Annotated in this window: 12 protein-coding genes; all 12 read right to left on the reverse strand. The window is 47.6% G+C overall.

Annotated elements, in window-relative coordinates:
* Genes AAC854_RS00700 through mraZ form a run of 12 tightly spaced genes read right to left on the reverse strand, consistent with a single transcriptional unit; the run spans position 1 to position 13490 of the window.
* Positions 1–921 carry a D-alanine--D-alanine ligase gene (locus AAC854_RS00700; protein WP_340615445.1) on the reverse strand — a complete coding sequence of 307 codons (921 nt, stop codon included), beginning with the start codon at positions 919–921 and terminating at the stop codon, positions 1–3.
* Positions 914–2389, reverse strand: coding sequence for a UDP-N-acetylmuramate--L-alanine ligase (gene murC / locus AAC854_RS00705; RefSeq protein ID WP_340615446.1), 1476 nt, complete (start codon positions 2387–2389; stop codon positions 914–916). Before murC ends, AAC854_RS00700 begins: the two co-directional genes overlap by 8 nt.
* A 36-nt stretch (positions 2390–2425) precedes the next feature.
* Positions 2426–3511, reverse strand: coding sequence for an undecaprenyldiphospho-muramoylpentapeptide beta-N-acetylglucosaminyltransferase (gene murG / locus AAC854_RS00710; protein WP_340615447.1), 1086 nt, complete (start codon positions 3509–3511; stop codon positions 2426–2428).
* The gene (gene ftsW / locus AAC854_RS00715) at positions 3508–4701 is read right to left on the reverse strand and encodes a cell division protein FtsW (RefSeq protein ID WP_340615448.1); all 1194 of its coding nucleotides are present in this window, start codon (positions 4699–4701) and stop codon (positions 3508–3510) included. The genes murG and ftsW overlap by 4 nt, the downstream gene beginning before the upstream one ends.
* Positions 4701–6011 (reverse strand): UDP-N-acetylmuramoyl-L-alanine--D-glutamate ligase, encoded by a 1311-nt coding sequence (gene murD / locus AAC854_RS00720; RefSeq protein WP_340615480.1) that lies wholly within the window; start codon positions 6009–6011, stop codon positions 4701–4703. The genes ftsW and murD overlap by 1 nt, the downstream gene beginning before the upstream one ends.
* Positions 6012–6028: 17 nt before the next feature.
* Complete coding sequence (mraY, locus tag AAC854_RS00725) at positions 6029–7111, reverse strand: phospho-N-acetylmuramoyl-pentapeptide-transferase (RefSeq protein ID WP_340615449.1); 1083 nt, start codon at positions 7109–7111, stop codon at positions 6029–6031.
* Positions 7105–8487, reverse strand: coding sequence for a UDP-N-acetylmuramoyl-tripeptide--D-alanyl-D-alanine ligase (murF, locus tag AAC854_RS00730; RefSeq protein WP_340615450.1), 1383 nt, complete (start codon positions 8485–8487; stop codon positions 7105–7107). The genes mraY and murF overlap by 7 nt, the downstream gene beginning before the upstream one ends.
* Positions 8484–9971, reverse strand: a complete 1488-nt coding sequence (gene murE / locus AAC854_RS00735) for a UDP-N-acetylmuramoyl-L-alanyl-D-glutamate--2,6-diaminopimelate ligase (RefSeq protein ID WP_340615451.1) — start codon at positions 9969–9971, stop codon at positions 8484–8486. Before murE ends, murF begins: the two co-directional genes overlap by 4 nt.
* A gap of 11 nt (positions 9972–9982) precedes the next feature.
* The gene (locus AAC854_RS00740) at positions 9983–11740 is read right to left on the reverse strand and encodes a peptidoglycan glycosyltransferase FtsI (protein ID WP_340615452.1); all 1758 of its coding nucleotides are present in this window, start codon (positions 11738–11740) and stop codon (positions 9983–9985) included.
* A gap of 27 nt (positions 11741–11767) precedes the next feature.
* Positions 11768–12088 (reverse strand): cell division protein FtsL, encoded by a 321-nt coding sequence (gene ftsL / locus AAC854_RS00745; RefSeq protein ID WP_340615481.1) that lies wholly within the window; start codon positions 12086–12088, stop codon positions 11768–11770.
* Positions 12085–13029, reverse strand: coding sequence for a 16S rRNA (cytosine(1402)-N(4))-methyltransferase RsmH (rsmH, locus tag AAC854_RS00750; RefSeq protein WP_340615453.1), 945 nt, complete (start codon positions 13027–13029; stop codon positions 12085–12087). Before rsmH ends, ftsL begins: the two co-directional genes overlap by 4 nt.
* Before the next feature lie 2 nt (positions 13030–13031).
* Positions 13032–13490, reverse strand: a complete 459-nt coding sequence (gene mraZ, locus AAC854_RS00755; RefSeq protein WP_099113452.1) for a division/cell wall cluster transcriptional repressor MraZ — start codon at positions 13488–13490, stop codon at positions 13032–13034.
* Positions 13491–13785: the final 295 nt, after the last annotated feature.

The following is a 13785-nucleotide window of genomic DNA, read 5'->3' on the forward strand; positions in this document are numbered from 1 at the left end:
TCAATCAGCCAATTCCAAAATTCTCGCTACGAGTTGAGAAAAATTGAGCCCTGCCTGACGTGCAGCAATGGGCACCAGACTATGGCTGGTCATGCCCGGGGAAGTATTCACTTCCAACAGGTAAAAGTTACCATTGCCATCGTCCATAATATCGACTCGTCCCCAACCACTACATCCCAGCGCCTTGTAAGCCCTTGATGCGATCTCCATCATTTCCTGCTCTTTTTCTGCACTTAAACCGCTTGGGCAGAAGTATTGTGTTTCGTTGGAAATATATTTCGCATCGTAGTCATAAAACACATCCGGAGCTTGGATACGGATTGAAGGAAGCGCCTCATCCCCCAAAAAACCCACGGTATATTCAGGGCCAAACAACCATTTCTCAACCAACACATTAGTGTCGTACTGGAATGCCAATTCCAATGCGCCGCGCAATTCGGAATAGTCATTCACTTTAGTCATCCCTACACTGGAACCTTCCAGATTGGGTTTAACCATTAATGGCAAGCCTAATTCTTGAACATACTCTTTGAGTTGAAAATCATTAACTTGTTCAAATTTTTGAACATTAATTGCGACATAAGGAGAAACCGGCAGTTTTGCTCCTTGCCATAGATGTTTTGTGCGCAATTTGTCCATTGACAAGGCTGAGGCCATAACACCACTGCCGGTATAAGGAAGTTGTAAAAATTCCAACAAACCTTGCACAGTGCCATCTTCACCGCCACGGCCATGTAGCGCGATAAAAACTTTACTGAATCCTTCTTCCTTGAGTTTAGTCACATCAAAGTCTTTTGTATCAACTGAGTGGGCATCAATGCCGGCTTCTTTCAGCCCTGCCACAACAGCTTGTCCTGACAGCAGTGATACCTCACGTTCAGCGGATGTTCCACCTAACAGAACGGCGACTTTATCAACCATGATGTTCTCCCTCATTAAAAGATGGCTGTAATTTTGTTTCAGCCAGATTGCGCGCTATTTTACCGATATTACCGGCACCCTGTACCAATACTAAGTCATTGTTTTCTATTACTTGTGACAGTATGACTGAAATTTGCTCAGGCTCTGACACGAAAATCGGATCCAATTTTCCACGGCTACGGATAGTACGGCATAACGAACGGCTATCCGCTCCAGGAATAGGGGTTTCACCTGCTGCATATACATCCAGCATCAATAAAACATCTACCTGATTCAGAACATTGGCAAAATCATCATATAAATCACGCGTTCTTGAATAACGGTGCGGCTGGAATACCATCACTATACGTTTATCCGTCCAACCAGCCCGTGCAGCTTTAATCGTAGCGTCAACTTCAGTTGGATGATGACCATAATCATCTACCAACATCACACTGCCTTCTTTCTCATTGATATGCCTGAGGGAAAACTCACCCAGAAAATCAAATCGACGCCCGGTTCCCTGAAATTCTGCCAGTGACGCCAAAATAGCAGCATCATTGATGCCCTCTTCTGTCGCTACAGCCACAGCAGCCGTCGCATTCAACGCGTTGTGACGCCCCGGTGCATTTAACACCACATGCAGTTCTGGCAAATCATGCCGGCTAATAGTGAAGAATCCCTGTGCGCCCTTCTGCTCATAGTGAGTAATACGAACGTCCGCTTCCTCGCTAAAACCGTAGGTTGTGATATAACGCCCAATCCGGGGAATGAGTTCTTTCACAACAGGATCATCAATGCACATCACAGCCCGACCATAAAACGGCAGGTTATGCAGGAAATTAACGAACGTCTGTTTCAGATTTTCGAAGTCTCCCTGATAGGTATCCATATGGTCTGCTTCAATATTGGTAACCACTGCCATCATGGGTTGCAAATGTAAAAATGACGCATCACTTTCATCAGCTTCCGCAATCAGGTAACGACTGCTACCTAAACGGGCATGTGTGCCTGCGGCCTTCACTAGCCCACCATTAACAAAGGTTGGATCGAGACCCGCTTGCGCATAAATACCGGCAATCATGGCTGTTGTAGTCGTTTTTCCATGCGTTCCTGCAATGGCAATGCCATGACGGTAACGCATAAGCTCTGCCAGCATTTCTGCACGGCGAATCACTGGAATGCGCGCTTCACGAGCCGCAATAATTTCTGGGTTATCCGCAGGAATAGCTGTGGATGCAACCACTACACTGGCATCCCGCACATTTTCCGGGCGGTGATTAAAATAAATAGTTACGCCCAGTGCAATCAGTTGTTGTGTGACAGGATTGGGCGCCAGATCAGAACCACTTATCTGATAACCTTCATTAGCCAACACCTCGGCGATACCACCCATGCCAGCACCACCTATGCCGACAAAGTGGATATGCCTGACTTTTCTCATTTCAGGCACTGAAGCTCTTAATTTCGCCAATTGTTGTGTATTCACGTTTTAATCTTCACTCGTTATGTTTACTTCACCGTTCTATTTAGAACGGCCTGAATGATTTTCAACAGCATCGATCAGTGCTGCTGACACCCGCTCGGTTGCGTTAATGATAGCCACTGAGCGCGCTTTTTCTGCCATTTCCAGTAATTGAGGGCGTTGCCACTGAGTTAACAATTCTGCCACCGCTTCGACCGTAAACTCAGGCTGTTCGAGTATCTTTGCAGCCCCTACTTTCTCCAATGGCAAGGCATTCCAATATTGCTGGCGATCTTTATGCTGAAATGGAACAAAAATGGCAGGTAAGCCCGCAGCAGAGACTTCACTGACCGTCAACGCACCAGAACGACACACCACAACATCTGCCCACACATAAGCCTGTGCCATATCATCAATAAATTCAGTCACTTTGAATTCAGATTTGACCAAATTTTCATATTTTTTCTGTGTTTCTTCCTGAGCGCCCTTACCGGCCTGATGCCATAATGTGATTTTATCGCCCAAGCGAGCGGCGATTTCTGGCATAGTCTGGTTCAGAATTCTTGCTCCCTGGCTACCACCAACAATCAGCACCCGAACAGGGCCTTCACGCCCAACCAAACGCTGTGCAGGCAGGGGTAATGCCAATACATCTTCCCGTACAGGGTTACCAACAACCGGTGCTTTAGGAAATGCTCCCGGAAATGCCTGTAAAACCGTTTTGGCAATTTTAGCCAACCAACGGTTAGTCAGCCCTGCGATGCCGTTTTGTTCATGCAGAACAACGGGAATGCCACATAACCATGCAGCTATTCCACCAGGGCCAGAGACATAGCCTCCCATCCCCAGTACAACGTCCGGCTGGTAACGACGCATAATCGCTTTTGCCTGCCGAATCGCTTTAAAAATTCTAATGGGGGCCGCCAGTAGTGCTTTGATTCCCTTGCCCCGCAATCCTGAAATCTGAATAAACTCAATATCAATGCCATGTTTTGGAACCAAATCAGCTTCCATGCGATCAGCCGTTCCCAACCAGCGAATATCCCACCCTTGCTCTTTTAAATGGTGGGCAACAGCCAGTCCCGGAAACACATGACCGCCTGTACCACCTGCCATCACCATTAAACGCCGGTTTTTGCCACTCATTTAGGGCTCCTTACGAACGCCTGTGCTTTTGTCAGGCGCACTTCATAATCAATTCGCAATAACAAGACGATGGCTGTTGACATCACAATCAGGCTCGAACCACCGTAACTGACCAGAGGTAATGTTAATCCTTTCGTTGGCAACATACCTGCCGCTGCACCAACATTGATGAAGGCCTGAAAGCTGAACCATACGCCGATTGCACAAGCCAAAAAGCCCGAAAACCGTTGATTAAGCTGCAATGCCCTGCGACCAATCATCATTGCGCGGAAAGCGACGAAGAATACCATTGCCAACACTAAAACCACACCGAAATAACCTAATTCTTCGGCCAGAATGGAGAAAATAAAGTCAGTATGGGCTTCTGGCAGGTATTCTAATTTTTGGACTGAATTTCCCAGTCCTTGCCCGAAGAAACTACCACGACCAAATGCCATGAGTGACTGGGTTAACTGATAACCACTGCCGAACGGATCATCCCACGGGTTCAGAAAAGAGGTCACCCTGCGAATACGATAAGGTTCAGCAACAATCAGTACGCATACGGCAAATATTCCACAGCCAATAATGGCAAGAAACTGCCATAATTTTGCCCCTGCCAGAAACAGCAGTGCTAATGTTGTAACAAACAACACAACCACTGTGCCTAAGTCCGGCTGTGCCAACAGCAAAATCGCCAATGCAATCATGACGCCCATTGGCTTGCAGAACCCCCAGAAATTGTTTCTTACTTCCTCAACCTTTCTGACCAGATAACTGGAAAGGTAGCAAAAGAGCGATAATTTCGACAATTCGGCAGGTTGAATACGCAGCGGGCCAAACGCCACCCAACGTGACGCACCATTGACCGAGCTACCGACAAATAGCACCACAACCAACATCATAATTGTGCACAACAACATGACATTGCTGTAACGCAGCCAGAAATCCATCGGAATGCGCAGCGTGACCAGAGATAATACAAAGCACAGTAACAAATAAATCGCATCACGTTGCGCAAAGATAAAGGGATCTTTAGCGAGACGCTGACCAACTGGCATTGAGGCTGATGTCACCATGATAAAGCCGATAACAGCCAGCCCCAATACCATCCAGACCAGGGTACGATCATACATGACGATATCTGTGGTATCTGCTTCCACATTTCCCGCCAACCAATTTTTAAATTTACCAAGGCCTGGAATGGTCATCAGCCTAACTCCTCTGCCAAACGGGCAAATTCATGACCACGATGTTCAAAACCATTGAACTGATCGAAACTCGCGCAAGCGGGTGACAGTAAAACCATATCGCCAACAACTAGCTTAGATGCAATTTCTCTCATCGCCTGTTCCATCGTTTCTGTCAGTATTGAGATTTCAGGACGCAATTGCGCCAGTTGATCCCCATCACGACCAAAACAGTAAAGACGAATATTATTCCCTGCGATATAGGGTTTCAGCGGAGTAAAGTCTGCCGCTTTGCCATCGCCGCCCAATAAAAGATAAAGCGTACCTTCCAGATCCAGACCACTGAGTGCCGCTTGGGTGCTGCCAACATTGGTTGCTTTAGAGTCATTTACCCAACGAACACCATTTCTCATATGAATCACCTGAAAACGGTGGTCTAACCCAGAGTAAGTCCGCAATGCCTGAAGGCTGGCCGCACGAGGAATACCGACAGCATCCGCCAAAGCTAATGCCGCCAGCCCATTCGTGTAGTTATGTTGCCCAGCCAACTGCATTTCACGGGTTGACAACACAGGGGACTGATTGACCACCAATTGTTGATGTTCTCTATCAAGTTGATAATCCCCGCAGCCCACACCAAAGCTGGTACAACGGCTATCTTTGCCCGCCTCTGGCAACGTCAAAACATCCTGTTCATTCACTACACAGACTTTTGCCTGATCGTAAATCCGCAATTTCGCCGCCCGATACTGTGATAACCCTTTTGGATAGCGCACCATATGGTCTTCGGTGACATTCAGTACAGTCGCGGCGGCAGCTGTCAGGCTGTAAGTCGTTTCAAGCTGGAAGCTGGAAAGCTCCAATACATATGACTGACAAGGTTTTTTCAGTAATTCCAGAGCAGGGATACCAATGTTCCCCCCTATCCCAACCAGCCATCCGGCTTCTTTTGCCATCTCACCGACCAGAGTAGTCACCGTGCTTTTTCCGTTTGAGCCCGTAATGGCAACAATCGGTGCCATGGCTTCACGACAAAACAGCTCAATATCTCCAACAATTTCAACGCCAGCATCTGCCGCAGCCTGCAATTCAGGCGTTGCCAGCGCAATTCCCGGACTGGCAACGATCAAGTCAGCATCAAGCAGCCATTGTTTATTTAAACTGCCAGTGTGGCATTCAACATCATCAGGCAGCTTATCGCTGCCCGGTGGTACGATACGGGTATCCATTACACGCGGAGTCACACCCCGCGTGATAAAAAAGTCAACACAGGAAAGACCTGTCAGCCCTAACCCGACAATGACGACTTTTTTACCCCTGTATTCAGTCATGAATAACTTAGCCATGATTAACGTACCTTAAGGGTTGCCAGACCAATCAGCACTAACATCAGGGAAATAATCCAGAAGCGCACGATAACGCGCGGCTCTGGCCAGCCTTTCAATTCATAATGATGGTGAATCGGTGCCATGCGGAAAATGCGCTGTCCACGCAGCTTGAATGAGCCAACCTGCAAAATGACAGAGAGCGTTTCCACTACAAATACGCCCCCCATGATGACCAACAGGAACTCCTGACGCAGCAATACCGCAATAGTGCCCAATGCTCCCCCTAAAGCCAGTGAACCCACATCTCCCATGAATACTTGCGCCGGGTAGGTGTTGAACCACAAGAAGCCCAATCCGGCTCCCACTATCGCGGTACAAACAATCACCAGTTCACCCGCGTGACTTAAATAAGGTATATGCAGATAGTTGGCAAAGTTCACGTTACCCGTTGCCCATGCCACCAAAGCGAAACCGGCGGCAACCAGCACGGTTGGCATGATAGCCAGACCATCCAACCCATCAGTCAGGTTCACCGCATTACTGGTGCCTACTATCACAAAATAGCTCAACAAAATGTAAAGCAATCCCAGTTGTGGCATGACTTCTTTGAAGAATGGCACTACCAATTGTGTTGCTGGCGTATCTTTGCCGATACTGTACATGGCAAACGCCACACCCAAAGCTAAAACGGATTGCCAGAAATATTTCCAACGGGCAATTAACCCTTTGGTATCTTTGCGAACCACTTTGCGATAGTCGTCTACAAACCCAACAATGCCATAGCCCAGTAACACAAACAGTACACACCAGACATAAGGGTTATCCAAACGCGCCCACAACAAAACAGAGAGAGTGATGGAGAACAAAATCAGCAAACCGCCCATTGTTGGTGTTCCGCGTTTACTGAAGTGGGATTCCGGGCCGTCATTACGCACAACCTGACCAATCTGTAACTTTTGCAGATAAGCAATCAGGGTTGGTCCCATCCATAACGCAATGAATAATGCTGTCAGCAAGCCGACGATGGCTCTGAACGTCAGATAAGAAAAGACGTTAAAACCTGAGTGATATTTAACTAAATATTCGGCCAGCCAAACTAACATTGGAAGTTCTCCTTCAGTGAGTTCACTACCTCTTCCATTGCGGCACTGCGTGAACCTTTAATTAATATGGAAATCATTTTGTGTTGTTCCAGTAAAGAAAGCAGCGCTGCAACTAAATCAGCCTTGTTCGCGAAATGCTGCCCTCGACCACTCGCGTCACTAATATGGGTGCTAAGAACCCCTACACTGAATACTTTATTTATATCTGAAGATGCTATGGCTTCTCCCACTTCACGGTGGCACTGAACTGCCTGCTCTCCCAGTTCTCCCATGTCGCCGACAACCATGACCCGATAATCAGGCATTTGCGATAACACATTCGCGGCGGCAATCATTGAACCGGGATTAGCGTTATAGGTGTCATCCAGCACTACTTTCCCCTCTGTGAGATGAATGGGGAATAAACGACCTGAAACTGCTTTTAATCCTGATAGCCCGACACGAATATCCTCCAGAGATGCGCCAACAGAAATGGCGAGAGCACTGGCTGCCAGTGCATTGGCAATATTGTGTTTACCCGGCAATGGCAATGTCAGTTCAGTCTTGCCGATTGGGGTATGAAGGCAAAAATGTGTTGCCAGTAGCTGTTCAGAAATATCTGTTGCGTAAAAGTCAGCCCCTGCCATTGATGAAGCAGAGAAACGCCATACTGTCTGCTGATCACTAATGCAGTGTTGCCAGTTTTCCCAATCATGGCTATCCAGATTGATAATGGCCGTTCCGGTTGGAGCAAGACCTTCAAAGATTTCACCTTTTGCCTTTGCAACCCCTTCCAAAGAACCAAATCCTTCCAGATGAGCAGAAAACAGGTTATTCACCAGAGCACTTTCAGGGCGCGTCATCTCAGTGGTATAGGCTATTTCGCCGGTATGGTTGGCACCCAGTTCAATCACGGCAAATTGGTGTTCATCGGTGAGCCGGAATAAAGTCAATGGCACACCAATGTCATTATTGAAGTTACCCGCCGTATAAAGGGTATTTCCGCATTGTTGCAAAATCGCCGCTGTCATTTCCTTGACGGATGTCTTGCCCGACGAACCTGTCAGGGCTACGACCCGCGCTTTGCTTTGCTGACGAACCCAGCCCGCCAGTTTGCCCATCGCCAAACGCGTGTCTTCGACAATCACCTGAGGACAGTCAATATTAAAGCGACGATTGACCAGCAACGCTCCTACGCCGAGTGGAGCTACATCAGCAACGAAATCATGAGCGTCAAATTTTTCGCCTTTTAAGGCAATGAACAAACCACCGCGTACAACTTTGCGGCTATCAGTTTCCACAGCATGAATCTTGATATCGGCTGCCTGCTGTTCAGTAGCCTGATATAGCATTCCGCCTGTTATTTGTGCCAATTGCCGGAGTGTCAGCGGGATCATGCAATCACCCCCAACAAACGGGCAACGGTCAGGCGATCTGAATAATCCAAACGACGATTGCCGACCAATTGATAATCTTCGTGGCCTTTACCTGCCACGAGAACAACATCTTCTTCAGCCGCTTGCATAATGGCGCTGGTGACAGCTTCAACACGTCCATGAATCGCCATTGCCCGACCCGGATCGATAAACCCGTCCAGAATATCTGCCACAATGGCCTGTGGTTCTTCACTGCGAGGATTGTCATCCGTCACCACCACGCGATCAGCCCCTTGCTCGGCAACACCGCCCATCAGAGGACGTTTGCCTTTATCGCGATCACCACCACAGCCAAAGACGCACCAGAGTTGTCCCTTACAATGCAGGCGAGCTGCCGACAGCGCTTTTTCCAAAGCATCTGGTGTATGGGCATAATCGACAACAACAGTAGGACGACCCGGCGCGGAAAAGACTTCCATACGCCCACAAACAGGTTCCAGACAAGACGCTGCTGCCAGCAATTTTTCCAACGGATATTCCAATGACAGCAGAGTCGCGAGCGCCAGAAGTAAGTTACTGACATTGAATGCGCCCATCAGAGGGCTGTTGAGCGTTCCATTTCCCCAACTTGAAGTAAACGCAATAGAGGCGCCTTTGTCGTGATAATGGACGGCATTGGCCGATAACCAACGCCCCTGCCAATTTTCCGGCAAGCGGCTTTCCATAGTGACTGCAACCGCATCTGGTAAGCGAGACAACCATTTCTGTCCCACATCATCATCTGCATTGATGATTTTCTGTTTCACATTATGGCTGCCGAACAGCATCCATTTAGCATCTTCATAACTTTCCATATCACCATGGTAATCAAGGTGATCACGGCTTAAATTAGTAAAAACGGCTGCCTGGAATGGCAACGCTGCTACTCTTCCCTGAATCAACCCATGTGAAGAAACTTCCATTGCAGCAAACGTGGCGCCCTGATTAATAAGCTGCTGTAAATCAAGCTGAATATCAACGGCAGAACCCGTAGTATTTTCGCTGGGCACAACCATGCCCAACAAACCATTTCCTACCGTCCCCATCACCGCACTGGTTTCTCCGAGCCCTTGGCTCCATTGTGCCAGCAATTGTGTTGTTGTCGTTTTTCCATTGGTTCCGGTAACACCTACCAATGTCAGCTTATTACCGGGATGTTGATAAAACTCGCCGGCCAATTCTGATAATTTATTATTCAAATCATCCAAATAGATAACCGGTACACCGTGCACCGTCTGGATCGTGCCGTTATCCGCTTTTCCCTTCGCTTCTGCAATCACCGCAGCAACGCCTTGAGCGATGGCTTGAGGAATATACTTCCGACCATCTGTTTGATGCCCTTGAATTGCAACAAACAGATCTCCGGCAGCCACTTTACGGCTGTCCAATGTCATTTCACGCAGCGGAAGCTCCGGTGTATCAACACCCCAAGGAGCCAATAAATCGCGTAAATTACGATCTGCCACTTTAATCCTCTTTATTTATTAATCATAAATTCGTTTTTATCGCCTACAGGCAATGCATCTGGTTCAACATTCATGGTACGCAGAACACCACTCATGATGGCGCCGAAAATAGGCGCTGCAACCGCACCACCATAGTATTTACCTGCCTGTGGATCATTGATGATCACAACCAATGAAAACCGTGGATTATTCACAGGCGCAATCCCAGCGGTATAAGAAATATGCTTATCATTGAGGTACTTGCCATCCGGCCCGACTTTTCTTGCCGTACCCGTTTTAATCGCAATACGATAACCTTTTATTGCTGCCCGTACACCGCCGCCGCCTGGTAATGCAACGCTCTCCATCATGTGCACTACTGTTCGCATAATGTGCTCAGGAAATACCCGCGTGCCCGGTACAGGGGGATCAACTCTGGTAATTGACAGGGGGCGATAAATGCCCAAGCTGCCTATCGTTGCATAGACACGCGCTAACTGTAACGGCGTTACCATTAGCCCGTAGCCGAAAGAAAAGGTGGCCCTATCAAGATCTGACCACCGTTGTTTATTGGTTGGAAATAAGCCACTACTTTCTCCGACCAGCCCCAAATTGGTCGGTTTTCCCATCCCAAAGCGTGAGTAAACATTTACCACCTCTGAGGCAGGCATCGCTAACGCCAGCTTGGAAACACCAACGTTACTCGACTTCTGTAAGATCCCAGTGATAGTTAACTCAGGGCGTGGTGCCACATCTCTGATTTCATGACCACGCGAACCATACGTTAATCGGTATGGTCTGGTATCTAACACCGTATTTTCTTTGACAATGCCACTGTTCAGTGCACTCATCACCACCAGTGGTTTCACCGTAGAGCCGGGTTCGAAAATATCGGTGATGGCGCGGTTTCGCATCGCATCTTTCGGCGTTCCGGCCAAATTATTGGGGTTATAAGATGGGCTGTTTGCCATCGCCAAAACTTCGCCGGTATTGACATCAACCAATACGGCTGTACCTGATTCGGCTTTGTTCAGTGCAACCGCTTTCGTCAATTCGCGGTACACCAACGTCTGAAGACGCTCATCTATGCTGAGCGTCAAATCATGGGCTGCCCGGCTATCGGTAGAAGCGACATCTTCAATGACACGGCCTATACGATCTTTACGCACAGTCCTGCTTCCCGGCATGCCTATCAGCCAGTTATCAAAGCTTTTTTCAACGCCTTCAATTCCCGCACCATCAATGTTGGTCACGCCAATAATGTGTGCGGTCACCTGCCCCGCCGGATAATAACGACGGGATTCCTGACGCAAATAGATGCCCGGTAATTTCAATTTCTCAACATAATCACCGATGGAGGTATTTACTTGGCGGGCAAGATAAACAAAGCGCCCATTGGGATACTCACTGATTTTGCTGGTTAATTGTTCAATCGGAATGGATAGTGCATCAGCCAAAGCCTTCCAACGGGTATCATCTGTGATACCGCCTTTCTCAAATACTTCTTTGGGGTCAGCCCAAACAGCATCAACAGGCACACTAACGGCAAGAGGACGCCCATTGCGATCATTTATCATGCCACGGGCGGTCGGGACAGACTGGACGCGCAGGGAGCGCGAATCACCTTCTTTTACCAAACGGTCAGGATTGATTATCTGCAAATAGGCAACACGAATCAAAAGCCCGATTAAAGCGAACCCAATGCCCCCACACAGCAAGGCAAAACGCCAGCTTACAAAACTTGCTTTATCTTCTTGCTTTTTCAACTTTAAAGAGCGTGCAGCTTTCATCGCCTACCTTTTGGTTGTCAACTGGACTCATTGAGTTATCACAATATTTTCTTTACTTGGATCAACATGTTGCATCTGCAATTTTTCAGTCGCAATCCGTTCAACCCGACTGTGATCACCCAGAGCATTCTCTTCAAGGAGCAGGTTACGCCATTCAATATCCTGAGCATCAAGCTGGATCACTTGACGCTCTTTCTCCGCAGTCAATAAGCGGGTTTGATGGGTGACCGTCACAACACTGATGGCGGAAATCACAACCGCCACCAGCAAAATCAGTGGGATTTTGGCATTGCGGAGCATATCCCCGCCAATAACCCCGACTAATCCATGACGCTCACCTGCCATTATTCACTCACCTTTTCAGCAAATCGCAAAACCGAGCTTCGCGCTCTTGGGTTTGTGCCCACTTCATCCTCTGAAGGCTTCATTTTGCCAATGGATTTCAGACTCCGTCCTCCCAACGCTTTTAGTTGCACTTCTGTGAGAGGTAAACCTGCTGGAACCTGTGGCCCCTGGCTATGTTGCCGGATAAAGCTTTTCACTATGCGATCTTCCAGCGAGTGGAAACTGATGACAGATAATCGCCCCTGTGGTGCAAGAACGCGCAATGCACCATTCAATGCACGTTCTATCTCTTCCAGTTCACTGTTAATGTAAATCCTGATAGCCTGAAAGCTGCGTGTTGCCGGATGTTTATGCCGTTCCTTCACTGGGCTTGCCTGAGCAATGAGTTCTGCCAGCTCTCGGGTACGCGTCATCGGTTGTTCCTGATTGCGTGCCACAATGGCTTTTGCGATACGTCTGGCAAAGCGCTCTTCACCAAATGTTTTCAGTACCCATGCGATGTCATCTGCCTCTGCTTTCATCAACCATTGTGCAGCAGACTGCCCCCGCGTAGGGTCCATCCGCATATCCAGTGGCCCGTCACGCATAAATGAAAAACCGCGTTCAGGATCATCCAACTGTGGGGATGAAACCCCTAAGTCCAGCAATACGCCATCAATTTTCCCAACCAGACCCGCTTCTTCTACATAGGTTGCCAATTCAGAAAACGGCCCATGAATGATAGAAAAGCGCGTGTCAGTAATCGCCTTTGACGCTTCAATAGCTTGTGGATCACGATCAATCGCTATTAAACGCCCATTAGGCCCCAGATTTGACAAAATCAGGCGTGAATGCCCTCCACGCCCGAATGTTCCATCTATATAAATTCCATCTTCCTGAAGATTCAATCCATTGACAGCTTCATCCAGTAATACACTGGTATGTTTGAAATGACTGTTTGCCATGTTTATAGTGATAAATCCTGTAGCCTTGCTGATAAAGGTTCTTGTGGAGACTGCTCAGCCGCAATATCATTCTGTACTTGCTGATACCAAACTTGCTCGTCCCACAATTCAAATTTATTAAATTGCCCAACCAGCATGACTTCTTTTGTTAGCCCTGCATGCTGACGCAGTGTATTAGCTAATAAAAGACGCCCTGCACTGTCCATTTGACATTCACTGGCGTGTCCCAATAACAAACGTTGAACGCGACGTTCGGCTGGATTCATGCTGGATAAGCGAGATAACTTTTCTTCGATGATTTCCCATTCGGGTAATGTGTAAAGCAACAGGCACGGCTGATGGAGATCAATGGTACAAACCATTTGACCTGTCGATTCCTCATTCAGCGTTTCCCTATATCGGGCTGGTACAGTGAGCCGCCCTTTACTATCGAGATTAACCAGTGTTGCTCCACGAAACATACTCAGGTTACCCCTTGATGGCCCAAATCTCCACATTATCCCACAAATCACCACAATTAAGAGTTTACGGATGGTATGAAAACCTTGTCAAGCCAGAGCCCGTGCGCTTTAGCTAGATTTACAGAAAGATTTGGAAGAGAAAAAGAAGGATTTTTTAGATTTAGCTATATTAATAATAGATAACACTATGATAATTTTGAATAAATTAATAAAGCTGTAGAGAGTCTGTTTTGGCATGAAGTTTCGGGCAAATACTTACCACTTAAATTAATTTATGCAACTTATATCTCATTGT

The sequence above is a fragment of the Xenorhabdus entomophaga genome, assembly GCF_037996725.1.
GTDB classification, from domain to species: Bacteria; Pseudomonadota; Gammaproteobacteria; order Enterobacterales; family Enterobacteriaceae; genus Xenorhabdus; species Xenorhabdus khoisanae.